This window comes from Allobosea sp. BE125, from assembly GCF_031456075.1.
In the GTDB taxonomy this organism is placed as follows: Bacteria; Pseudomonadota; Alphaproteobacteria; order Rhizobiales; family Beijerinckiaceae; genus Allobosea.
On the sequence record NZ_JAVDTY010000002.1, the window covers coordinates 180,821 to 204,342 of the forward strand.

A 23,522-nucleotide genomic window follows, 5' to 3' on the forward strand; every position below is an offset into this window, starting at 1 on the left:
CGAAGCAGGGTGAAACAGAAAGGCCACTCAATGGCATTGTACGAGCATGTCCTGCTCGCGCGACAAGACGTCAGCGCGCAGCAGGTCGAAACCCTTGTCGAGCAGTTCAAGGGCATCATCGAGGCGAATGGCGGCTCGGTTCCCAAGGTGGAGTACTGGGGCGTCAAGTCGCTCGGCTACCGCATCAAGAAGAACCGCAAGGCGCATTACTCGCTGCTGAACATCAACGCCCCCTCCGCCGCCGTGCTGGAGATGGAGCGCCAGATGCGCATCAACGAAGACGTCCTGCGCTTCCTGACCGTCCGCGTCGAGGAGCTCGAAGAGGGTCAGTCGGCCATGCTGCAGAAGCGTGACCGCGACGACCGTGGCGATCGGGGTGACCGCTTCGATCGTGGAGGCCCAGGCGGCGGTGGTGACCGTTTCGACCGCGATCGTGGCCCTCGCCGCGACCGTCCGCGTCGCGACGACGAAGTCACCGAAACCACTGGCGCGGAGGTCTGAGCCATGTCGACTGCATCAGCCGGCGCTCGCCGCCCCTTCTTCCGCCGCCGCAAGTCCTGCCCTTTCTCGGGTGAGGGTGCTCCGAAGATCGACTACAAGGATGTGCGCCTGCTCTCGCGCTACATCTCCGAGCGCGGCAAGATCGTGCCGTCGCGCATCACGGCGGTCTCCGCCAAGAAGCAGCGTGAGCTCGCCCAGGCGATCAAGCGCGCCCGCTTCCTTGGCCTGCTGCCCTACGTCATCCGCTGAGCGGGTTTGAGACTACCCGGCGGCGCCTCGGCGCCGCCGGTTCATCGAAACGACAACCCATGGTCGCCCAGTGGTGAAACTCCACCGGGTATGTTGAGGCGAAAAGCCTCTCACCCTGTCGGGCCGGAAGGCTAGCGAACAGCGGGACAGCAGGACGAAAGCATGCTTCCGATCGTCGGCATCGGCGCGGGCCTGGTAGCGGCCCTGCTCTTCGCGGTGGTGATCACTGGATCGCCGCTGGCGGCATTGCTGTATTCCGCCGCTCCCCTCCCGATCTTCATCGCAGCGCTCGGCTGGAACCACCGCGCGGGTCTCGTGGCCATCGCCGCGGGCACGCTTGCGGTCGCCGTGGCGCTCAGCCTCACCGCCGGGGTTGGCTTTGCCGTCATCATTGCCGTGCCGGCCTGGTGGATCGCCTATCTCGCCTTGCTGGCGCGCGAGGAGGCGGGCGCTGTCGAATGGTATCCGCTCGGTCGGCTGCTGCTCTGGATCGCCGGCACGGCCGCGCTTGTCACCGTCGGCAGCGCGCTCGTGATGACGACGGACTACGAGGCGTATCGCTCCGTCATCGCCCGCATCATCGAAAACCTGCTCACCGAGATGGTGCGCGCCAAGCTGATCGCGCTGCCCGCCGATGTCCGGCTGCCGGAGCTCGCCCAGAGCCTCGCGCCAGCGGTTCCGGTCGGCATCGGGGCATCCTTCGTCACCACGATCACCGCCAATCTCTGGATCGCCGCCAAGGCGGTCCGCATTTCCGGCCGGCTGCCGCGGCCCTGGCCGTTCATTCCCGCCACCACATTGCCGCGCCAGGCGCTGCTGCTGCTGGTGCTCGCCATGGTGACGGCCTCGCTCGGCGGCTTCGTCGGCGTCGCCGGCGCGGCGATGACCGGGGCCTTGCTTGCCGCCTTCATGTTCAGTGGGCTCGCGCTCCTGCACGACGCCTCGCGCGGCAAGGCCTGGCGCACGCCGATGCTCGTCTCGGTCTATGTCGCGCTCATCGTCATGCAAGCCGTCCTGACGCCACTTTTGGCTCTGGCGGGCCTGCTCGACACCCTTCTCGGCCTGCGCAAGCGGGTTGCACTGCCTCCACCACCCAACGCCTAAGCCCATCAACCCAACTCAAAACGGAGATTAAGACCATGGAAGTGATCCTGCTCGAACGCGTCGCCAAGCTCGGCCAGATGGGTGAAGTCGTGCGCGTCCGCGACGGCTTCGGCCGCAACTACCTGCTCGCCCGCGGCAAGGCGCTGCGCGCCACCGAAGACAACCGCAAGCGCTTCGAGACCCAGCGCATCGAGCTCGAGACCCGCAATCTCGAACTGAAGTCGGAAGCCGAGACCGTCGCCGAGACGCTGAACGGCCACTCGGTCGTGATCCTGCGCCAGTCGGGCGAGTCCGGCGTGCTCTACGGCTCGGTCTCGACCCGCGACATCGCCGAGTCCCTGACCGCCGACGGCTTCCACGTCGCCCGCAGCCAGGTGACGCTGAACGCCCCGATCAAGACGCTGGGCCTGCACACCGTCCCGGTCGTGCTGCATCCGGAAGTCTCGGTCACGGTCACGATCAACGTCGCCCGTTCGGCTGAAGAAGCCGAGCGCCAGGTGCGCGGCGAGAACGTCACGGCTCGCGAGGAATTCGACCTCGACGATCTCGGCCTCGAGGTCGGTGCGGCCCTGGCGGAAGCCGGCGAGGACGATCGCTGAGCTTTCTCGATTTCGCATCGAGTCAAGGGCGCCATGGCAACATGGCGCCCTTTTCGTTTGGCGGCTGTGGAGTGCCGTGGATTGCGGATTCGGTGCTGGCGCAAACCGTCAGGGTGCTAGACTAAACTACGTTCCGACTCATCCCTGACAGAACCTGTCCGCAGACCATGGCCACCGCCACCGCCCTCGTTGCCCGCCTCGAGAACCGCGAGGCCGAGTACCGCGTCCAGCCCCACAACATCGAGGCGGAGCAGGCGCTGCTGGGCGCGATCCTGGTCAATAACGACGCCTTCTATCGCGTCTCCGACTTCCTGCTGCCGGACCATTTCTTCGAGGCGATCCACCAGCGCGTCTTCGAGTTGATGTCGAGCCTTATCCGCGCCGGCAAGATCGCGACGCCGATCACGCTCAAGACCTTTGTCGGCGAGATGGACCTCGGCGGCATCACCGCCTCGCAATATCTCGCCCGCCTCGCGGCCGAGGCGACGACGGTGATCAACGCGCAGGACTACGGCCGCACGGTCTACGACCTCGCCATCCGCCGCCAGCTCATCGGCGTCGGTGAGGAGCTGGTCAATGTCGCCTATGACGCCCCGGTCGACATGGCGCCGCGCGAGCAGATCGAGGACGCAGAGCGCAAGCTCTACGAGCTCGCCGAAAAGGGCCGCTACGAGGGCGGTTTCCAGAAATTCGACAACGCGCTGCGCACCGCGATCGACATGGCGGCCAACGCCTATGCGCGCGCCGGCGGCCTCTCGGGCATCTCGTCGGGCCTGCGCGATCTCGACCAGCGCATGGGCGGCCTGCAGCCCTCCGACCTGATCGTGCTCGCCGGCCGCCCCGCCATGGGCAAGACGTCGCTTGCAACGAACATCGCCTTCAACATGGCAAAGGCCTGGCGCGGCGAGCGGCAGCCGGACGGTACGCTCAAGACCGTCGATGGCGCCATCGTCGCCTTCTTCTCGCTCGAAATGTCGGCCGACCAGCTCGCGACGCGCATCGTCGCCGAGCAGTCGGGCATCTCCTCCTACAAGATCAGGCAGGGCCGCATCACCGAGGCGGATTTCGCGCGCTTGACCGATGTCGCGGCGCAAATCGAGAAGCTGCCGCTCTATATCGACCAGACCGGCGGCATCTCGATCGCCCAGCTCGTTGCCCGCGCCCGCCGGTTGAAACGCCAGAAGGGGCTCGACGCCCTCTTCATCGACTATCTGCAGCTCCTCTCCGGCTCGTCCAAGAACAGCCAGAATCGTGTGCAGGAATTGACCGAGATCACCACCAGCCTGAAGGCGCTGGCCAAGGAGCTTGCCGTTCCGATCATCGCGCTTTCGCAGCTCTCGCGTCAGGTCGAAAGCCGTGACGACAAGCGCCCGCAGCTCTCGGATCTGCGCGAATCGGGCTCGATCGAGCAGGACGCCGACGTCGTGATGTTCGTCTATCGCGACGAATACTATCTCAAGGGCAAGGAGCCGCGCCCCGGCACCGAAGAGCACAACAAGTGGCAAATCGAGATGGAAGCCGCCCATGGCGTGGCCGAGCTCATCATCGGCAAGCAGCGCCACGGTCCTACCGGGGCGATCGCGCTCCAGTTCGACGCCGAGGTGACGCGCTTCTCCGACCGCGCTGACGACCTCCGACTCCCGGATCGCGAATGAGCACCTTCGATTCGACCGACGCCGCGACCGCCGGCGCCATCCTCACCGTCGACCTTGGCGCGCTGGTCGCCAATTGGCGGGCGCTGGGCGCGCGTGCCGGCACGGAAGCCGGCGCCGTGGTCAAGGCGAACGCTTATGGCATCGGCATCGAACCGGCAGTGACGGCGCTCGCCAAAGCCGGCTGCCGCAGCTTCTTCGTCGCGCATCTCTCCGAGGGTATCCGGGCGCGCAGCGTTGCCCCCGATGCAGCGGTCTATATCCTCAACGGGCTTTTGCCCGACACATGCGGCGTCTATGCGGAACACGGGCTGTCGCCCGTGCTCGGTTCGCATGAGGAACTGCTGGAATGGGCCTCCTTTCGCCAGACCGGCGCGCAGGTCCGGCCAGCGGCGCTGCATGTCGATACCGCGATGAACCGGCTCGGGCTCTGGCCCGGCGAGGGCCTCAATCTGGCCCGCGAGCGCAGCGGCGTGATCGCGGCTGCCGGGATCGGGCTGGTGATGAGCCATTTCGCCTCCTCCGAGGACGAGGCGGACCCGGCCAATGCCCGCCAGATCGCGGCCTTCGCCGAGATCGCGACCGCATTCCCCGACACTCCGGCCTCGCTGAAGAACTCCTCCGGCCATTTCCTGAAGGACTGCCCATCCTATCAGCTGACCCGGCCAGGCTATGCGCTCTATGGCGGCAACCCGACACCAGGCCAGGCCAACCCGATGCAGCCCGTCATCGGCCTGGAGGCGCGCATCATCCAGTTGCGCGAGGTCGAGGCCGGTACGCAGGCCGGCTATAATGGCCGCTGGACGGCCAAGAGCCGGCGCAAGCTCGCCACCATCTGCCTCGGCTATGCCGACGGCTACCCGCGCAATGCGAGCTGGACGGATAGCGTCACGGGCGGCTCGGCGCTGGTCGGCGGCGTCATCTGTCCCTTCGTCGGCTCCGTCTCGATGGATCTGATCATCGTCGACGTTACCGACGCCCCGGCCGGAGCGGCGGCTCGCGGAGAGAGCGTGACCCTGGTCGGCGGCCCACTCGATATCGAGACGGTCGGAGCCGGGGCCAAGACGATCGGCTACGAGATCCTGACCAGCCTCGGCCGGCGTTACGCACGCCGCTATGTCGGGCTTTGAGATGACCCGCCATCGGCGCGTCATGCTCGAGCTCGACCCGAGCATCTCCTGCAAGCGATTCTCGGGTCTGCACTTCGCTTCGCCAGAGAATGACGGCTGATGGCCAAGCGCGGTCCGACCTATATCTGCCAGGCTTGCGGAGCGGTCTATCATCGCTGGCAAGGCAAATGCGACGCTTGCGGCACCTGGTCCTCGCTATCTGAGGAAGCCCAGGCCGCGCCTGTTCCCGGTGGCCGCACCTCATCGAACGGCAAGGCGCGCGGACGCGTCTTCGCCCTGGAGACGCTGAAGGGCGACACGCAGGATGCGCCGCGCATCAAGGCCGGCATCGGCGAACTCGACCGCGTCACCGGTGGCGGCTTCGTGCCGGGCTCGGTGCTGCTGATCGGCGGCAATCCCGGTATCGGCAAATCGACCTTGCTGATGCAGGCCTGCGCCGCTCTCGCGCTCTCCGGCCGCCGCGTCGTCTATGTCTCCGGCGAGGAATCGACCGGCCAGGTCCGCTTGCGCGCCGAGCGCATGGGGCTGGCGGAATCCCCGGTCGACCTGGCGGCGGAGACCAATGTCGAGGACATCATCGCGACCTTGGGCCAGGGCAGCCGCCCTGCCCTGGTGGTGATCGATTCGATCCAGACCATGTGGTCGGGCGAAGTCGAGAGCGCGCCGGGCACCGTCACCCAGGTTCGCGGCTCGGCGCAGGCGCTGATCCGCTATGCCAAGACCAGCGGCGCCTGCCTGATTCTCGTCGGCCATGTCACCAAGGACGGGCAGATCGCCGGCCCCCGCGTCGTCGAGCACATGGTCGACGCCGTGCTCTCCTTCGAGGGCGAAGGCGCGCATGCCTTCCGCATCCTGCGCGCCCAGAAGAACCGTTTCGGCCCCACCGACGAGATCGGCGTCTTCGAGATGACCGGGATGGGCCTGTCGGAGGTCACCAATCCCTCGGCGCTTTTCCTCGCGGACCGGGATCAGGCGGCGCCAGGCGCGGCCGTCTTCGCCGGGATCGAGGGCACGCGGCCGGTATTGGTCGAGATCCAGGCCCTGGTCGCTCCGACCTCGCTGGGCACGCCGCGCCGTGCCGTCGTCGGCTGGGATAACAGCCGCCTGGCCATGGTGCTGGCCGTGCTCGAGACACATGGCGGGCTCAAGCTTGGCCAGCACGATGTCTATCTGAATGTCGCGGGCGGCTTGCGGGTCAACGAGCCCGCCGCGGATCTGGCGGTCGCCGCCGCGCTGGTCTCATCGCTGAGCGGGGCGATCCTGCCGCCGGAATCGGTCTATTTCGGCGAGATCGCGCTGTCGGGCGCGATTCGGCCGGTGTCAGTCACGCCCGCGCGGCTTCGGGAGGCGTCCAAGCTTGGCTTCGAATCGGCGCTGATGCCTTCAGGCGGCGCAGATACGGGCGATGGCGGCGGGCTGATGCTGCGGCGCTTCGGCCATGTCACGGAGCTTGTTGCCGATATCGCGGCGCGTGCACCTCGCAGAGATGTGAAATGACTCGGACGCAATGGTGACGCAGGCCATGCGAGCGCGTATAGCAAAAACGATGTGGCCCGCCCATTTCATGCAGGCCTTCCTGAGTTCTTAAGCGAAGCGGCTCGTCCATGCCTGTCACCATCCTCGATCTCGTCGTTGTCGGCGTGGTTTTGATCTCGGCATTGCTGGCCGCCGTGCGCGGTCTGACGCGTGAAGTGCTGGCGATTGCCTCCTGGGTCGCCGCGGCCGCCGTGGCCTGGGTCTTCCACCCGCAGCTTCTGCCGCTCGCCAAGCAGTACATCCCCAATGACACCATCGCCCTGATCGCCTCGATCGCGGCGCTGTTCCTGGTGACCTTGATCGTGGTTTCGCTGGTGACGGCGCGGATTTCGGACTTCGTGCTGGATTCACGCATCGGCGCACTGGATCGCACGCTCGGCTTCGTCTTCGGCGCCGGTCGCGGCCTGCTGCTTGCCGTCGTCGGTTATCTGTTCTTCAGCGCGCTGCTGCCCGAGAAGAACCTGCCGTCCTGGGCCAAGGATGCGCGCGCCCGCCCGATTCTCGAGGAAACCGGCCGCTCGCTCTTGACGATGCTGCCGCAAGACATCAACTCCGACATGATCAAGAAGATGCTCAAGCCGAAGACGGGCGAGGAGCCGACGGAGGCGCCGGCCGAGGAGCCTCGCGCCCCCGCCAACCCGACCGCCGACCCACAGCGCCGCACCCAAGTGCCCAATGCCAACGACAAGCAGGCATTGCAGCGGGTGATCGAAGCTGGCAAAGCCACGACGCCTGCCCAACCCCGTCCGTAATTCGAGCGTAGAGACCTCCCAGTCCTGCCGCATTGGAGCCCGTGATGACGCTGCAGACCGAAGCCGAAGCCGCTTTTGACCCCAATGCAGATCGGCTGCGGGAGGAATGCGGCGTCTTCGGCATCTTCGGACATGCCGACGCCGCCGCGCTGACGGCGTTGGGCCTCCACGCCCTGCAGCATCGCGGCCAGGAGGCAGCGGGCATCGTGACCTTCGACGGCAAGCGCTTCCACTCCGAGCGCAGGCTCGGCCTCGTCGGCGACGCCTTCTCGGAAGTCTCCGTCATCGAGAAGCTCAAGGGCAAGCAGGCCATCGGCCATGTCCGCTATTCGACCACGGGCGAGACCATCCTGCGCAACGTCCAGCCGCTCTTCGCCGAGCTCCATGGCGGCGGGTTCGCGGTCGCGCATAACGGCAACCTGACCAACGGCCTGACGCTGCGGCGCAACCTCGTGCGAGACGGCGCGATCTATCAGTCGACCTCGGACACCGAAGTGCTGCTCCAACTCGTCGCGCGCAGCCGCAAACCGCGCTTCATCGAACGCTTCGTCGAGGCCATCCGCCAGATTGAGGGCGCCTATGCCTTCGTCGGCATGACCAACAAGAAGCTGATCGGTGCCCGCGATCCGCTCGGCATCCGCCCGCTGGTTCTGGGCGAGCTCGACGGCTGCCCGATCCTGACCTCCGAGACCTGCGCGCTCGACATCATCGGCGCAAAATTCGTCCGCGAGGTCGAGAACGGCGAGGTGGTCGTCATTTCCGAGAGCGGCATCGAGAGCCACAAGCCGTTCCCACCGATGGCCGAGCGGCCCTGCATCTTCGAGTACATCTACTTCGCCCGGCCCGATTCCATCGTGAAGGGCCGCAGCATCTATGAGCGCCGCAAGCAGATGGGCGCCCAGCTCGCAGCTGAGGCCCCCGCCAATGCCGATGTGATCGTGCCCGTGCCCGATTCCGGCGTGCCCGCCGCGCTCGGCTTCGCCCAGGCAAGCGGCATTCCCTTCGAGCTCGGCATCATCCGCAACCATTATGTCGGCCGTACCTTCATCGAGCCGACGCAGAAGGTCCGCGAGCTCGGCGTGCGCCTGAAGCATTCCGCCAATCGCAGCGTCGTCGAGGGCAAGAGCATCGTGCTCGTCGACGATTCGATCGTGCGCGGCACGACCTCGCTGAAGATCGTCAAGATGATGCGCGAGGCTGGTGCACGCGAGGTGCATTTCCGCATCTCCTCGCCGCCGATCACTCATCCCGATTATTACGGCATCGACACGCCTGACCGCGAAAAACTGCTCGCCGCGACGCATTCGCTCGAAGAAATGCGCCAGTTCGTCGGCGCCGATTCGCTGGCTTTCCTCTCGGTCGACGGGCTCTATCGCGCCATGGGCCATGCCGGACGCGACCCCGTCCGCCCGCAATTCACCGACCATTGCTTCACCGGCGATTACCCGACCTCACTGACCGATGTGATCGGCGAGAGCGCCAAGCAGCAGATTTCGCTGCTGGCCGAAGCCGGCTGATCCCCGCTCAAGGAATTCCATGTCCAAGCCTTTGGAAGGGCGCGTCGCGCTCGTCACCGGCGCATCGCGCGGCATCGGCCGGGCAGCCGCGCTCGCCTTCGCCCGGGCCGGCGCGCATGTCGTCGCGCTTGCCCGCACCACCGGGGCTCTCGAAGAGCTGGACGACGAGATTCTGGCGTTAGGCGGCAGCACGACGCTCGTCCCGGTCGACCTCGCGGATACCGCCGCGATCGAGAAGCTTGGCCCTGCCCTGCTGCAGCGCTGGGGCAAGCTCGACATCCTCCTGGCCAATGCCGGCATTCTGGGGCCGTTGACGCCCCTGACCCATGCCTCGCCGAAGGAATGGGCCAACGTGTTCGACACCAATGTCACGGCGAATTGGCGCTTGCTGAAATCGGTCGAGCCGGCGCTGCAGGCCTCGGACGCAGCCCGCGTGATCCTGATGTCCTCCGGCGCCGCGCATAAATGCCTGGCCTATTGGGGGCCGTATTCGATCTCGAAGGCCGCCGTCGAAGCGATGGCGCGCACCTATGCCGCCGAGACAGTGACGACACCGCTGAAGGTGATGCTGGTCAATCCGGGCCCGCTGCGGACCAAGATGCGCGCCGAGGCGATGCCGGGCGAGGATCCGCTGACGCTCAGGACGCCGGAGGAGCTGGCGCCGCATCTGGTCGAGATCGCCTCGCCGGCATGGAGCCAGACCGGCAAGATCTTCGATTTCCCGCAGGGAAAGGTGTTGACGCCGCAAATGCCGGCCTGAGGGCGCCTTATCGACAGGCCGGACGGCTCGACCGTTGGAGTGATGATGCTCGCACGCTCAGCCCCGTTGCTGCCCGCCCTTGCCGCTCTCGGCCTGGCATCGGCCGTGATGATGACGGGGCAAGCCGTAGCGGATGGCGGCCCCGGCGCCCCGTCCGCCTCCCCGGTTGAGGACTTGCGCCGAACCTGCCGCTCCGGCTCCGAGCCGTCGCTCGCGGTGCCATTGGCCGACGCGCAGGCGCTGATCGCGCAAGCGCAGGAGATCATCGCTCGCCACGACCGGGCTCTTGCGGCCTGCAACCGACTGATCGACACTGGAGGCCTCGCGGGCGGCGAGCTCGCAACCGCCCTCCTCGATCGTGGGGACCTTCTCGCGCCGGGAACCGGCGATGCCTACGCCCGCGCGCTTGCCGATTACGACGGGGCCATCGCCCTTGCGCCGACCCTCGCCGTCGCCTTCGCCAAGCGCGGCAAGGCGCATCTGCTCTATATGAGGGACCTTCGGCGGGCCTTGCGCGACCTCGATACGGCCATCCGCCTCGACCCGTCGCAAGCGGATTTCCTTGTCACGCGCGCATCGATTCGAGCCTCGCTCGGAGAGCCGGACAGGGCTCTCACCGACCTCGATCGAGCTATCGCCTTGGCGCCCGCATTGGAAAAAGCCTGGACCGTTCGCGGCTTGACCCATTTCAACAAGGGCGACACCGCCCGGGCCATCACCGATTTCGGTGAAGCCATCCGTCTCGCCCCCGATTCGGATGGCAATTATCGCTTCCGCGCCGCAGCCAGGCGTGCAGCTGGCGATCAGGACGGGGCGCGAGCCGACGAGGCCAAGCTAGGCGAGCTGTCGTCGAGAAATACCGCCCCGTCATCGCGGTAGGCGGCAAGACTTCGGGCGAAGTGGCGTTTCCCTTGCCCCCTCGCGGGGAAGGTGGCATGGCGAAGCCATGACGGATGAGGGCGCGCGGTGAGCTTTCCGCTTGGCCGAACACGACGCCAGCCGGACAGGGCACGGCGCCCCCTCATCCGGCGCTGCGCGCCACCTTCTCCCGCCAGGGGAGAAGGGAAGAAACGGCGCGCGCCCGCCGAACCTCGCGCTACTTCTTGCCCTTGTCGTAGGGGTTTTCGCCGCCGCGCGTATGCAGGCGGATCGGCGTGCCCGGCAGTTCGAAGGCCTCGCGCAGATTGTTGACGAGATAGCGGGTGTAGGACACCGGCAGATGGTCGAGCTGGTTGCCGAAAAGCGCGAAGGTCGGCGGGCGTGCCTTGGCCTGCGTCATGTAGCGGATCTTGATGCGCCGGCCTGCGACGGCTGGCGGCGGATGGGCCGAGAGCACGCCTTCCAGCCAGCGGTTGATTCGGGCCGTCGAGACGCGACGATTCCAGACGTCGTAGCTCTCGAACACGGCCTGCATCAGGCGGTCGATGCCCTCGCCGGCAAGCCCGGAAAGCGGCACGATCGGCACGCCGCGCACCTGCGCGAGCAGATGCTTGGCCTTCTCCTTCAACTCGGCCAGCAAGCCATTCTTGTCGGCGACGAGATCCCATTTGTTCAGGCCGATGACGACGGTGCGGCCCTCGCGCTCGGTGAAGTCGACGAGCGTCAAATCCTGCTTCTCGAACGGGATCGTGGCATCCAGCAACACGACGACGACCTCGGCGAAGCGGATCGCACGTAGCGCGTCCTGCACCGACATCTTCTCGAGCTTTTCCTCGATCCGGGCGCGTTTGCGCATCCCGGCCGTATCGAACAGCTTTACGGGGCGGCCGCGCCATTCATAGTCGACGGAGATGGTGTCGCGGGTGATGCCAGCCTCAGGGCCGGTCAGCAAACGCTCCTCGCCGATCATGCGATTGACCAGTGTCGACTTGCCGGCATTGGGGCGGCCGATGATGGTGACGCGCAGCGGCTTGTTCGGATCGTTGTACTCTTCGTCTTCCTCGCCGGCGGCGGCCGGGGCATCGACCCAGCGCTTGTCGCCATAGCTCTCGTCGAAGGGCTCTTCCTCTTCCGGCTCGTCATCGACGAAGGGCGCGAGCGCCTCCAGCAGGTCGGACGTGCCCTCGCCGTGCTCGGCCGAGAACGGCACGGGATCGCCAAGGCCCAGCGCATAGGATTCGAAGATGCCGTCCAGCCCCTTCTTCCCCTCGGCCTTGTTGGCGAGCAGGATGACGGGCTTGCCGGATTTGCGCACCAGATCGGCGAAGGGCTGGTCCATCGGCGTGAGACCGAGCCGCGCATCGATCATGAACAGGATGACGTCAGCCTGGGCGATCGCGGTTTCCGTCTGCGCGCGCATCCGGCCTAGGAGCGAATCCTTGTCGGCCTCTTCCAGACCGGCCGTATCGATCACGTTGAAGCGCAGATGTCCGAGCGAGGCCTCGCCCTCGCGCCGGTCACGCGTCACGCCGGGCCGATCGTCGACGAGCGCGAGCTTCTTGCCGACGAGCCGGTTGAACAGCGTCGACTTGCCGACATTGGGGCGGCCGATGATGGCGACGATGGCGGTCATTGCGTGTCAACTATTCCTGTTTCGCCTGCGTGGTCCAACGACGTTGGCTCCTTCGCAGCCGATAAAAACGCATGGTCACCCCGGGTCCCCTTAGGGTCGCCTGGGATGACCAGCGCTACAAATGAAATTCTCGCAAACCTCGTTCGTGGGAACTCAGTTCTTCGTCTCGACTGCACCGCCGCGAACCAGAGCAAGGTAGAGATCGGTGCGCTGGCGCAGCACCTGCGGCGCCAGCGGGTCGGTGACGATCGCATCGAACCAGCGCCCGGCATCCTCGAACAGATTGGCCTTGAGCGCGGCGATGCCCAGCATCTCCCGCGCCGAGTGGCGCCAGACGCCCTGAGGCGTCACCAGCGGCTCCAGCGCCGTCTTGACCTCGGCATAGGGCGAAAGATCGACGCGCAGCATGCCGGCGCGCAGGCGCGCCAGATCGCGATAGAGCTGATCGAGCCCACCATCATTGGCGAGCGCATCGAAAGCCGTGACACCGGCAGCGGCATCGCGCTTGGCGGTCTCGGCAGCAAGACGGAAACGCGCGATCTGGCGATAGCCGGCGGGAGCGCCCTCAGTGAGCTCCTTCAGGATCGTTTCGGCCTCCGCGCCATTGCCGTCGCGCGAGGATTTCAGCGCGGCTTCGAGCCGCGCGCCGACGGCCTGGGAGGCTTGGTTCTCGCGATGCAGCCAATACTGCCAGCCCGCGACGGCGAGCACGGCCAGCACGGCCAGCGCGACGAAGACGTTGCCGTATTTGCTCCAGATGGCCGCCGCCTTGTCGCGGCGCACCTCTTCATCGATTTCGCGAAAAATATCGGCCATGGCCCGTCAGAATTCCCTTGTTGCCGTGCCGGTTAGCATTTCCGCGCGGCGATTGCGAGCCGGAACACGACACCGACCCGCATAGGCTTTGGACTCTCCAGCCCACATTCTGAGGAGCGCTTCCGTAGGGAGCGCGTCTCGAAGGATGGTCCCGGAGGCTCTGGAACCGTCTGGAGTATCTTTCGAGACGCAGCCTGCGGCTGCTCCTCAGGATGAGGGCTACGCGCCGCGATGCAGCAGGCTGGCGTCGCCATAGGAGTAGAAGCGATAATTCTCCGCGATCGCATGGGCATAGGCGCGTTTCATCATGTCGAGGCCGCAGAAGGCCGAGACCAGCATGAACAGTGTCGAGCGCGGCAGGTGGAAATTGGTCAGCAGCAGGTCGACGGCGCGAAAACGATAGCCCGGCGTGATGAAGATCGCGGTGTCGCCGGAGAAAGGCGCGATGATGCCGTCCTCGCCAGTGGCGCTTTCGAGCAGCCGTAGCGAGGTCGTGCCGACCGCGACGACGCGCCCGCCCTTCGCCTTGACCGCATTCAGCGCAGCGGCCGTCTCGGCCGAGACGCTGCCCCATTCGGCATGCATGCGGTGCTCGCTTGTGTCTTCCGCCTTCACAGGCAGGAAGGTCCCCGCTCCGACATGCAGCGTCACGAGGTGGCGCGAGACCCCGCGCGCCTCGAGCGCGGCGACAAGCTCCGGCGTGAAATGCAGGCCAGCCGTCGGAGCGGCGACCGCGCCGTCCTCACGGGCATGCATGGTCTGGTAGTCGCTCGCATCCTGTTGGTCGGTCGGGCGCTTGCCGGCGATATAGGGCGGCAGCGGCAATTCGCCGAGCCGTGCAATAGCCTCATCGAGCATTGGCCCCGACAGAGCGAAGCGCAGCTCGACCTCGCCGCCCTCGCCTTTGGACAGGATCTCCGCTTCGAGCCGGCCGAGTTCGCAGACATTGCCTGCTCCGGCCTCGCCGAAGACAATCCTCTCGCCGATAGTGAGCTTCTTGGCCGGGCGGGCGAAGGCGAGCCAGCGATCGGCGCCCTCGCGCTTGTGCAGCATGATCTCGATGCCGGCGGAAGTCTCGCCCCGGAAGCGGCGGCCACGCAGCCGCGAGGGGATGACGCGGGTGTCGTTCAGGACAAGCGCATCACCCGGCTGGAGCTGGCCGACAAGATCGCGGAAGCCGCGATCCTCGAAAGGCTCGGGCGCATCGGGCCTGACGACGAGCAGACGCGCCGCATCGCGCGGGCTGGCGGGCCTCAGCGCGATGCGGTCTTCGGGGAGGTCGAAATCGAAGAGCCCGACATCCACAGCTTGGATCAGGCCGCGTCGGCCAGAACCTTCATCGAGACGATGGAATCGGGGTCGCGCACCGGCTCGCCGCGCTTGATCTTGTCGACGTTCTCCATGCCTTCAACGACTTCGCCCCAGACGGTGTATTGCTTGTCGAGGAAGCGGGCGTCGTCGAAGACGATGAAGAACTGGCTGTTGGCCGAGTTCGGGTTCTGCGAGCGGGCCATCGAGCAGATGCCGCGCACATGCGGCTCAGCATTGAACTCGGCCTTCAGGTCGGGCAGGTCCGAGCCGCCGGTGCCGGTGCCATGCGGACAGCCGACCTGGGCCATGAAGCCGTCGATGACGCGGTGGAAGACGATGCCGTCATAAAAGCCTTGGCGCGAGAGCGTCTTCAGGCGCTCGACATGGCCGGGAGCAAGGTCGGGGCGCAGCTTGATGACGACTTTGCCCTTGGTGGTTTCCATGACGAGGGTGTTCTCGGGATCGAGCGACATCAGATCTGCCTTTCTGTGAACGGCGCGCGGCCGTGGAAGCGAATGGAAAAAGGTCGCCCCGCGATACTCGCTCCGAGCTGCGGCGACAACCTCATCGGTGTGCAATCGCGAACAGCAGCGACGACGGAGTCCGTGAAACGCTGGCGCAGGGCCGGGTCGGTCCGCCTGGTTTCCCAGGTCACACGCGGCTGGCCGAAGAGCGAGCCGTCGCGGCGCAGACTGAACCTGACCGTCGCCATGACGCCCGTATCGGGACCGTCGACGATGGGTGGATGCCAGCAGCGCCGCAAAGCGGGCGCGATATCGGTGAGACGGGCGAGTGCCTCGCCTTCGAACGGTTTCGTCGAAGGCGCAAGCCCTCCCACGACACCGACCTCGCCGCTGCCCGACTCACGCGGCGGCCTGATCCTGCGATAGCCGCTGCCGGGTATATCATCTCCGCTGAACGGACCGCCGACGCCAGGCATGTAGCGCTGCCCCGACTGCGGCGGCAGGATGGGATTCTGCGAACCGGACGCTGGCGGCAAGACGGGATTTTGCGACCCGGAGGGCGGCGGCAGGCCGAGATCGCGCGTATCCTGCGCGCCGGCCGAGCCGGCGGCCAGCAGCAGAGCGAGACAGGTGAGAGCCGCGCGCAGCATTGTCACGGCCCTCCCCTGACTGGCCCTATGTGTGGTTTGGCCGTTACTTGGCGTCGGCCTGCAGGCGCATGCGGACGATCCTGTCAGGGTTCGTAACCTGGCCATTGGCCGATTGGCTGCCCTTCTTGATCTTGCGCACGGCATCCATGCCGGAGACGACCTCGCCAAACAGCGTGTACTGGCCGGTCAGCGAACCACAGCCCTCAAAGCAGATGAAGAACTGGGAATTGGCGGAATCCGGCGATTGCGAGCGGGCCATGCCGACCGAGCCGACCTTGTAAGGCGTCGGGGTGAATTCGGCCGGCAGGTTCGGCAGATCGGACTTGCCGGTGCCGGTGCCTGTCGGGTCGCCGGTCTGGGCCATGAAGCCGTCGATGACGCGGTGGAAGACGATGCCATCATAGAAGCCGCGCTTGGTCAGCGCCTTGATCTGCGCAACATGCTTGGGCGCGAGATCGGGCCGCAGCCGGATCGTCACCGGCCCGTCCTTGGTCTCCAGGACCAGTGTATTGGCCGGGTCCGGTGCCTGGGCCTGGGCGATGCCGAGCGAGGCGATGAGGGCGAGAGCGGCGAGAGAGCTGCGCAGCATAGACGATCTCCATGGCAACCGGCGGGCCCGGCTGGTCTGGCACTCGCCTAGCGGCATCCTTTGGCCGGAACAAGGCGGGAAAACGCCCCGGATAGAACTTTGCTGCACCGCACAAGTGCAACACAGAATAAACTTGCAAAAAGATCAGGCTGCGCATGCCTAAAGTGGTGACAGCCCCGTCATAATCCGCTAATCATTCCGGGCTGGACACGCTTTGCGATTATCGAAGCGCCGCGGACCAGGTCTCGGGAGGAACAAACGCCCGCCTAGTATATGAGTCGCGCGCGATCAGATGCGTGCCGTTACTGCGGTAAAAACAGACTTCCAAGGCAAGGCATCGGCCTTGCCTTTTTCTTTTTGAAGTCCAGCGCGCGAAGTTTAGAGGTCGAACTTCGCCCAGATATACCAGACGAGCGCAAAGACCACCCCGGCGATGACCGAGGTGATCAAGGCCTTCTTGAGCAGGCCGGGAAGCACCGGCGCACCCGGTTCCGTGCCGTCCGTGACCTCTCCGGCCTCAGCCTGGCTGCGCACGCCGAAGGGCAGCACGGCAAACAGCACCGTCCACCAGATCACGAAATAAACGGCGAGCCCGCCAGCGATGGTCATGAGCGGTCATCCCTTGTCGCATCGCCGGCGAGCGCGATGCAGGAGAAAGCGACGCGCGCCTGCGTCGGCACGCCGAAACGGGCGGTATGGCGTGCCGGCAATCCGCCCGGAAAATGCTTCACATATTCGGCGTTGCAGGCGCCATAGTCGTCGGGGTTGGTGATCAGCATTGAGACCTGCACGACGCGGTCGAGGCCGCTGCCCGCCTGCGCCAGGATCTCGGCGATCTTCGCCAATGCGTTGCGGACCTCATCGGCCGGCGTGTCGCCGCGAAAGACGCCACGCTCGGGATCATGTGGCGCCGAACGGCCGGAGACGAAAATCAGGCCACCGGCCCGCGTTGCGGCGCTGAAGGGGCGCGGCGATCCCGCTTCCGGCTCGCCGAAGAAGGTGATCTCGTCCATCGTGCTCAGGCCTGCTCGAGCTCGACCAGCGTGCCGCAGAAATCCTTGGGGTGCAGGAACAGCACCGGCTTGCCATGGGCGCCGATGCGCGGCTCTCCGGAGCCCAGAACGCGCGCCCCTGTCGCCTTCAACCGGTCGCGGGCAGCCAGGATGTCGTCGACCTCGTAGCAAATGTGGTGGATGCCGCCATCGGGGTTACGCTCAAGGAATTTCGCAATGGGCGAGTCAGGGCCCGTCGGCTCCAGCAATTCGATCTTGGTGTTCGGCAATTCCACGAAGACCACCGTCACGCCATGCTCTGGCTGCGGCAGCGGCTGCGAAACCCGCGCGCCCAGCGTATCGCGATAGAGCGCCGTCGAGGCCGCGAGATCCTTCACGGCGATGGCGACGTGGTTGAGGCGTCCGATCATGGCTTTCCCTTCATCGAGCTGACCATCCTGGCTCTGAACCGCACCGTCATCCCGGACAAGCTGCGCAGCAGCGCCGATCCGGGATCCATCGTAGAGCGCAGTTTCCTACGATGGATCCCGGATCTCCGCTTCGCTGCGTCCGGTATGACGCGGTGGCTCCGAGCAAAGTCGTGCCAGCTTAAACCTCGATCACCAGCGCATGCACCAGCGGCTTCTTGCCCCATTCCTCGTTGACGGCGCTGCGCAGGCCGCGCTCCAGCGCATTGCGGAGCGCCTCGGGGTCGCGCCGGCGCGCCTTGGGGATACCGTCGATCAATTCGGAGACGGCCTCGGCGACATATTCGTCGAAATCGGTGCCGTCGCGCGTCCTCGGCGGCAAGCCCAGCACCGCGATCTCGGGATCGCCGGCAAGCCCGCCCTTCTCGTCGATGGCGACCGCGACCGAGATCATGCCGGCGAAGGAGAGCTTCCGGCGCTCGGAGATGGTCTTCTCCAGCGCGTTCACCAAAAGCGTACCGTCCTGATAGAGCCGGCCATGCGTGACCTCGTCGACCTTGCTGGCGCCATCGGCTGTGATCGCGACGACATCGCCATTGCCGGCGCGCACCACGGTCTTGACGCCGAGCCCACGCGCGAAGATGGCGTGCTCCGACAGATGCAGATCCTCGCCATGGGCGGGGATGACGATCTTCGGCTTCAGCCAGCCATAAAGCCTGGCCATCTCCTCGCGGCGCGGATGCCCTGAGACATGGACGAGATGGGTGCGGTCGGTGATGATCTCGATATTGTCGCGCGCGAGCGCGTTCAGGATGTTGCCGACGGCCTTCTCATTGCCGGGAATGGTGCGCGACGAGAAGATCACCCGGTCGCCGGGCGAGAGCGCGATCTCGGGATGATCGTCCGAGGCGATGCGCGAGAGCGCCGCGCGCGGCTCGCCCTGGCTGCCGGTGAGCAGCGCCACGACCTTGTCGCGCGGCAGATAGCCATAGGTGTCTGCCGAGCGGAAGGCCGGGATACCGTCGAGATAGCCGCATTCGCGCGCGACATCGATGACGCGGTCCATGGCGCGCCCGACGACGACGACCTCGCGCTGATCGGCCATCGCAGCCTCCGCAACGGCGCGCAGGCGCGCGACGTTGGAGGCGAAGGTGGTGACGGCGACACGGCCCGGTGCGGAATGCACCAGTTCCTTCAGCTTGGCCGCGACATCGGCCTCGCTCGGGCTGGTGCCGTCGCGCATGACATTGGTCGAGTCGCAGATCAGCGCGAGCACGCCTTCGTCGCCGAGTTCGCGCAGCCGCTTCTCGTCGGTCGGCAGGCCGACCTGCGGCGTCGGGTCGATCTTCCAGTCGCCTGTATGGACAACGAGGCCGACCGGAGTGCGGATCGCCAGCGCGTTCGATTCGGGGATCGAATGCGCGACCGGCACGAATTCGATGTCGAAGGGGCCGAGCGTCACGCGGCCGCCCTGCGCCACCACATGCATCGGCACCTTGGGCGCGCCCGGCTCGGAGAGCCGGCGCGTCGCCAGGAGGCCGGCGGCGAAGCGCGTGCAATAGACTGGCGCGCGCAGGCTCGGCCACAAGGCGGCGAGCGCGCCGATATGGTCCTCATGCGCATGGGTGATGATGATGCCGAGCAGATTGGCACGCTCTTCGATGATGTAGCGCAGGTCGGGCAGGATGATGTCGACGCCGGGAACCTCGGGGCCGGCGAAGGACAGGCCGCAATCGACCAGGATCCATTTCCGCCGCCCTTCCGGGCCGAACCCATAGAGCGCGGCGTTCATGCCGATCTCGCCGAGGCCGCCGAGGGGAACGAAGACGAGTTGATCGCTGGAACGGGTCACTGAATATCCTGACTGGAATATGGATCGGCGTATGAACGCGGGAGATGTGCGGGAGCCCTACCATGCCGGAAGGCAGGTCTCCATAGCGGTGAGGCAGAGCAGTGCCATGGAAAACCCACTTGAGCCCTCATCCTGAGGAGCGCTCCGCAGGAGTGCGTCTCGAAGGATGCTCCAGTTGGTTCCGGAGCCTCCTGGAGCATCCTTCGAGACGCCGCTCCGCGGGCTCCTCAGGATGAGGGCTGAGGGGAACTGGGCGAACCGAAAAACAGATCGCCGGCATCGATGGCGCGGCGGCCCATGGTTGTCTCCATTTCGAGCCGGCCGGATGGGTCGAGCCCGGTGAAGCGCCCTTCGAGCGGGCCTTCCGGCAGCCTGATCGTGATCGTTTCCCCGAGAAAGGCGGCGCGCTCCAGCCAGGCGGCGCGCGTCGGGCCGAAGCCGCCGGGCTGCTGCCAGGCGCTGAAGCGCGCAACCCAGGCCTCGCTGAGCGCCGTCAGCATCGCCTCGATGCTCGCGGTCGGCCGATGCTGCTTCAGGAAGCTCGCCGGATAGGGCGTGCCCTGCGCGCAGGAGGCGATGTTGACGCCGAAGCCGATGATCACATTGAGCCGCCCTGCCCGGCTCTCGCCTTCGAGCAGGAGGCCGGCCGTCTTGGCGCGCTCGATCAGCAGGTCGTTGGGCCATTTCAGAGCTAGATCGGGAGGCGTCAGCCCCGTGACGGCGGCGGCGGCGTCATGCAGCGCCAATCCGGCGACGAAGCCGAGCTGCGGCGCGAGCGCCGGCTCGCAAGGCGCGGTCAACAGCAGGCTGACATAGAGATTGCCGGGCGGCGAACCCCATTGCCGGCCATGGCGGCCGCGGCCGGCGTTCTGGCTGCGCGCGACGATCCAGAGCTTGCCGGCATCGCCCTGGTCGAGCGCACGCCGCGCCTCCTCCATGGTGGAGCCGACCTCGTCACGGACGATCAGGCGGTAGCCAGCAGCGCGGGCTGCTTCAGAGAGCATGGACCGTTCCCGTCATTGCGAGGAGCGCAGCGACGAAGCAATCCAGGAGACGTCGAGCGTGCAGCCCTGGATTGCTTCGCGGAGCCTGTACTCGGGCTTGCCAAAGGCAAGACCCGGGTGCTCGCAATGACGTCGGAGCATCACGCGCGGTCAGAACAGCGACTTCGCCGCCGCTGCCGCCGAATTGAGCAGCGGCGCGGGGGCCAGCGACAGCACCAGCACGAAGGCCGCCGAGATCAGGAGCACGGCGCGCACGCCGATATCGCCCTTCTCGAAGGCGGGCTTGGCGTCGTCGAAATAGATGATCTTGACCAGGCGCAGATAATAATAGGCGCCAACCACGCTGGTCACCACGCCGACCACGGCCAGCACATAGAGCTTGGCCTCGATCGCGGCGAGGAAGACGTAGAACTTCGCCCAGAAGCCGGCGAGCGGCGGAATGCCGGCGAGCGAGAACATCATCATCGACAGCGCAAACGCCATCCAGGGATTGGTGCGCGAGAGGCCGGCGAGCTCGCTGATGTTCTCGACCGGCTTGCCGTCGCGGCGCATCAACAGGACGCAGGCAAAGGCGCCCAGCGTCGTGGCGAGATAGATCGCCATATAGACCATGACGCCCTGCACGCCATTGGCGGTGCCGGCGGCGAGGCCGACCAGCGCATAGCCCATATTGGCAATCGAGGAATAGGCGAGCAGGCGCTTGATGTTGCTCTGGCCGATGGCGGCGAAGGCGCCCAGCGCCATCGAGGCGATCGCGATGAAGATGATGATCTGCTGCCAGTCATGCAGCGCGCCCGGGAAGGCGCCGACGAAGACGCGCACCACCATCGCCATCGCCGCCATCTTGGGGGCCGAGGCGAAGAAGGCGGCGACCGGGGTCGGAGCCCCCTCATAGACGTCGGGCGTCCACATATGGAACGGCACGGCGGAGATCTTGAAGGCGACGCCCGCCGCGATGAAGACGATGCCGAAGATCAGCCCGATGCCGGCATGACCGCCCTGGGTGGCAGCCGCGATGCCCGGGAAGCTCACCGTACCGGTGAAGCCGTAGACCAGCGACGAACCGTAAAGCAGCATGCCCGAGGAGAGCGCGCCGAGGACGAAGTATTTCAGGCCGGCCTCGGTCGACTTCGCATTGTCGCGGTCGAAGGCGGCAACGACGTAGAGCGCCAGCGACTGCAGTTCCAGGCCGACATAGAGGCTGATCAGGTCGTTGGCCGAGATCATCATCATCATGCCGATCGTCGCCAGCACGACGAGGATCGGGAATTCGAAGCGCATCGAGCCGCTGCGGCGCAAGGCATCGGAGGAGAGCAGGATCGTGGCCGCTGCGCCCAGCAGCGTCAGCACCTTCATGAAGCGGGCGAACCCGTCGGCGACGAAGCTGCCATTGAAGGTGATGAGCTTGCCCTCGCCCGAGAGCACCAGGACGAGCGCGAGCACGAAGAGCGCGATCGCCGCGCCTTCGAGCAGGCGCGTCGAACGCTCACCCTTGATCGCGCCGACCAGCACCATGGCGATGGCGCCAAGCGCGAGGATGATTTCCGGCAGAGCGGGCCCGAGGGCGGGAACGGTCATCACAGCCAAACCTTACTGAACGACCAGCATCGCCGTTTTCGCGGCGGTGAGTGCGGCCTGATAATTCTTGATGAGGGCTTCGGTCGGCGCAGCGAAAGCGTCGAGGATCGTGCCGGGGCGGATGCCGTACCAGACCGTCAGCAGGACGAGCGGCACGAGGATCACGATCTCGCGGCTGTTCAGGTCCATGATGCCCTTGAGCTCCGGCTTGACCAATTCGCCGAACATGACGCGGCGATAGAGCCAGAGCGCATAGGCGGCCGACAGGATGACACCCGAGGTCGCGATGAAGGCAACCCAAGGATTGGCCTTGAAGGCGCCCATCAGCGTCAGAAACTCGCCGACGAAGCCAGCCGTGCCGGGAAGGCCGACATTGGCCATGGTGAAGACCATGAAGATGACGGCGTAAATCGGCATGCGATTGACCAGCCCGCCATAGGCCGCGATCTCGCGGGTATGCATGCGGTCATAGACGACACCGACGCAGAGGAAGAGCGCGCCCGAGACCAACCCGTGGCTGACCATCTGGAACATCGCGCCCTGGATGCCCTGCGCCGTCAGGGTGAACAGGCCCATGGTGACGAAGCCCATATGCGCCACCGAGGAGTAGGCGATCAGCTTCTTGATGTCCTCCTGCATCAGCGCCACCAGCGAGGTGTAGACGATGGCGATGACCGAGAGCGCGAAGACGAAGGGCGCAAAATATTGCGACGCCTCCGGGAACATCGGGATCGAGAAGCGGATGAAGCCGTAGCCGCCCATCTTCAGCAGGATCGCCGCCAGGATGACGGAGCCCGCGGTGGGCGCTTCGACATGGGCGTCAGGCAGCCAGGTGTGGACCGGCCACATCGGCATCTTCACCGCGAAGGAGGCGAAGAAGGCGAGCCACAGCCAGCGCTGCATGCCGCCCGGGAAATGATGCGCCAGCAGCGTCGGGATGTCGGTGGTGCCGGCATTCCAGTACATCGCCATCAGCGCCAGCAGCAGCAGGACCGAGCCGAGCAGCGTGTAGAGGAAGAACTTGTAGGAGGCGTAGACCCGGCGCTTGCCGCCCCAGATGCCGATGATCAGGAACATCGGGATCAGGCCGGCCTCGAAGAACAGGTAGAACAGCACGAGGTCGAGCGCCACGAAGACGCCGATCATCAGCGTCTCCAGGATCAGGAACGCGACCATGTATTCGCGCACCCGCTTCGTCACGGATGTCCAGGACGCCAGGATGCAGAACGGCATCAGGAAGGCAGTCAGCACCACGAAGGGGAAGGAGAAACCATCGACGCCGAGCTTGAACTTGATCGCGTCGGAGACCCAGCCATGCGTCTCGACCATCTGGAAGCCGGGATTGCCCGGCTCGAAGCGGCCCCAGGCGACGCAGGCCAGAACGAAGGTCGCGACCGTCGCCGCCAGCGCCGCATAGCGCGCATTCGAGTCGACCGAGGCCTCGTCGCCGCGCTGCGCCAGGATGAAGGCCGCGCCGACCAGCGGCAGGACGAGAAGACCGGTGAGGATACCAAAACCGAACATCA

24 protein-coding genes are annotated in these 23,522 nt (G+C 66.1%); 11 read left to right on the forward strand and 13 right to left on the reverse strand.

The window, feature by feature from the left end; genetic code table 11:
• Window positions 1–30: 30 nt before the first annotated feature.
• The 11 genes from rpsF (at window position 31) to J2Y55_RS06185 (ending at window position 10,679) form a co-directional block, all read left to right on the forward strand.
• The gene (gene rpsF / locus J2Y55_RS06135) at window positions 31–501 is read left to right on the forward strand and encodes a 30S ribosomal protein S6 (protein ID WP_069691695.1); all 471 of its coding nucleotides are present in this window, start codon (window positions 31–33) and stop codon (window positions 499–501) included.
• A 3-nt stretch (window positions 502–504) separates the two neighbouring features.
• Window positions 505–750, forward strand: coding sequence for a 30S ribosomal protein S18 (rpsR, locus tag J2Y55_RS06140; protein WP_038367644.1), 246 nt, complete (start codon window positions 505–507; stop codon window positions 748–750).
• A gap of 162 nt (window positions 751–912) precedes the next feature.
• Window positions 913–1,854 (forward strand): hypothetical protein, encoded by a 942-nt coding sequence (locus J2Y55_RS06145; RefSeq protein ID WP_310149257.1) that lies wholly within the window; start codon window positions 913–915, stop codon window positions 1,852–1,854.
• Between the two features lie 35 nt (window positions 1,855–1,889).
• Window positions 1,890–2,453: a 50S ribosomal protein L9 gene (gene rplI / locus J2Y55_RS06150; protein WP_092165833.1), complete on the forward strand. Its 564-nt coding sequence runs from the start codon at window positions 1,890–1,892 to the stop codon at window positions 2,451–2,453.
• A gap of 167 nt (window positions 2,454–2,620) precedes the next feature.
• The gene (locus J2Y55_RS06155; RefSeq protein ID WP_310149260.1) at window positions 2,621–4,108 is read left to right on the forward strand and encodes a replicative DNA helicase; all 1,488 of its coding nucleotides are present in this window, start codon (window positions 2,621–2,623) and stop codon (window positions 4,106–4,108) included.
• Window positions 4,105–5,235 (forward strand): alanine racemase, encoded by a 1,131-nt coding sequence (alr, locus tag J2Y55_RS06160; RefSeq protein ID WP_310149263.1) that lies wholly within the window; start codon window positions 4,105–4,107, stop codon window positions 5,233–5,235. The genes J2Y55_RS06155 and alr overlap by 4 nt, the downstream gene beginning before the upstream one ends.
• Window positions 5,236–5,334: 99 nt before the next feature.
• Complete coding sequence (gene radA, locus J2Y55_RS06165; RefSeq protein WP_310149266.1) at window positions 5,335–6,732, forward strand: DNA repair protein RadA; 1,398 nt, start codon at window positions 5,335–5,337, stop codon at window positions 6,730–6,732.
• Between the two features lie 107 nt (window positions 6,733–6,839).
• Window positions 6,840–7,523 (forward strand): CvpA family protein, encoded by a 684-nt coding sequence (locus tag J2Y55_RS06170; protein ID WP_310149269.1) that lies wholly within the window; start codon window positions 6,840–6,842, stop codon window positions 7,521–7,523.
• Window positions 7,524–7,567: 44 nt separating this feature from the next.
• Window positions 7,568–9,040 carry an amidophosphoribosyltransferase gene (gene purF, locus J2Y55_RS06175; protein ID WP_310149272.1) on the forward strand — a complete coding sequence of 491 codons (1,473 nt, stop codon included), beginning with the start codon at window positions 7,568–7,570 and terminating at the stop codon, window positions 9,038–9,040.
• Window positions 9,041–9,059: 19 nt separating this feature from the next.
• On the forward strand, window positions 9,060–9,800 hold the full coding sequence (locus J2Y55_RS06180; RefSeq protein WP_310149275.1) for an SDR family NAD(P)-dependent oxidoreductase: 741 nt from the start codon (window positions 9,060–9,062) through the stop codon (window positions 9,798–9,800).
• 45 nt (window positions 9,801–9,845) lie between these two features.
• Window positions 9,846–10,679, forward strand: a complete 834-nt coding sequence (locus J2Y55_RS06185) for a tetratricopeptide repeat protein (protein WP_310149277.1) — start codon at window positions 9,846–9,848, stop codon at window positions 10,677–10,679.
• Between the two features lie 217 nt (window positions 10,680–10,896).
• Here J2Y55_RS06185 and der read toward each other — a convergent pair whose 3' ends face one another.
• From der to J2Y55_RS06250, 13 genes are all read right to left on the reverse strand, one after another.
• Window positions 10,897–12,312 carry a ribosome biogenesis GTPase Der gene (gene der / locus J2Y55_RS06190; RefSeq protein WP_310149280.1) on the reverse strand — a complete coding sequence of 472 codons (1,416 nt, stop codon included), beginning with the start codon at window positions 12,310–12,312 and terminating at the stop codon, window positions 10,897–10,899.
• Window positions 12,313–12,465: 153 nt separating this feature from the next.
• Window positions 12,466–13,128, reverse strand: coding sequence for a tetratricopeptide repeat protein (locus J2Y55_RS06195; RefSeq protein ID WP_310149283.1), 663 nt, complete (start codon window positions 13,126–13,128; stop codon window positions 12,466–12,468).
• 219 nt (window positions 13,129–13,347) lie between these two features.
• Entirely contained in the window at window positions 13,348–14,433 is a 1,086-nt protein-coding gene (queA, locus tag J2Y55_RS06200; RefSeq protein ID WP_310149286.1) for a tRNA preQ1(34) S-adenosylmethionine ribosyltransferase-isomerase QueA, read from the reverse strand.
• Window positions 14,434–14,441: 8 nt separating this feature from the next.
• Complete coding sequence (locus J2Y55_RS06205) at window positions 14,442–14,912, reverse strand: peptidylprolyl isomerase (protein WP_103716935.1); 471 nt, start codon at window positions 14,910–14,912, stop codon at window positions 14,442–14,444.
• Complete coding sequence (locus J2Y55_RS06210; RefSeq protein ID WP_310149302.1) at window positions 14,912–15,559, reverse strand: hypothetical protein; 648 nt, start codon at window positions 15,557–15,559, stop codon at window positions 14,912–14,914. The genes J2Y55_RS06205 and J2Y55_RS06210 overlap by 1 nt, the downstream gene beginning before the upstream one ends.
• 37 nt (window positions 15,560–15,596) lie before the next feature.
• On the reverse strand, window positions 15,597–16,142 hold the full coding sequence (locus J2Y55_RS06215; RefSeq protein WP_310149304.1) for a peptidylprolyl isomerase: 546 nt from the start codon (window positions 16,140–16,142) through the stop codon (window positions 15,597–15,599).
• A 378-nt stretch (window positions 16,143–16,520) separates the two neighbouring features.
• Window positions 16,521–16,751 (reverse strand): DUF1467 family protein, encoded by a 231-nt coding sequence (locus tag J2Y55_RS06220; RefSeq protein WP_069691713.1) that lies wholly within the window; start codon window positions 16,749–16,751, stop codon window positions 16,521–16,523.
• Entirely contained in the window at window positions 16,748–17,155 is a 408-nt protein-coding gene (locus tag J2Y55_RS06225) for a RidA family protein (protein WP_310149308.1), read from the reverse strand. The genes J2Y55_RS06220 and J2Y55_RS06225 overlap by 4 nt, the downstream gene beginning before the upstream one ends.
• Window positions 17,156–17,160: 5 nt before the next feature.
• Entirely contained in the window at window positions 17,161–17,565 is a 405-nt protein-coding gene (gene mce / locus J2Y55_RS06230) for a methylmalonyl-CoA epimerase (RefSeq protein ID WP_310149312.1), read from the reverse strand.
• Window positions 17,566–17,743: 178 nt separating this feature from the next.
• Window positions 17,744–19,414 (reverse strand): ribonuclease J, encoded by a 1,671-nt coding sequence (locus tag J2Y55_RS06235; protein WP_092165869.1) that lies wholly within the window; start codon window positions 19,412–19,414, stop codon window positions 17,744–17,746.
• A 227-nt stretch (window positions 19,415–19,641) separates the two neighbouring features.
• The gene (locus J2Y55_RS06240; RefSeq protein ID WP_310149317.1) at window positions 19,642–20,418 is read right to left on the reverse strand and encodes a biotin--[acetyl-CoA-carboxylase] ligase; all 777 of its coding nucleotides are present in this window, start codon (window positions 20,416–20,418) and stop codon (window positions 19,642–19,644) included.
• Between the two features lie 150 nt (window positions 20,419–20,568).
• Window positions 20,569–21,996 carry an NADH-quinone oxidoreductase subunit NuoN gene (gene nuoN / locus J2Y55_RS06245; protein WP_310149320.1) on the reverse strand — a complete coding sequence of 476 codons (1,428 nt, stop codon included), beginning with the start codon at window positions 21,994–21,996 and terminating at the stop codon, window positions 20,569–20,571.
• Window positions 21,997–22,008: 12 nt separating this feature from the next.
• A complete protein-coding gene (locus J2Y55_RS06250) occupies window positions 22,009–23,520 on the reverse strand; it encodes an NADH-quinone oxidoreductase subunit M (RefSeq protein ID WP_310149323.1) in 1,512 nt (503 codons plus the stop codon).
• Between the last annotated feature and the right edge of the window lie 2 nt (window positions 23,521–23,522).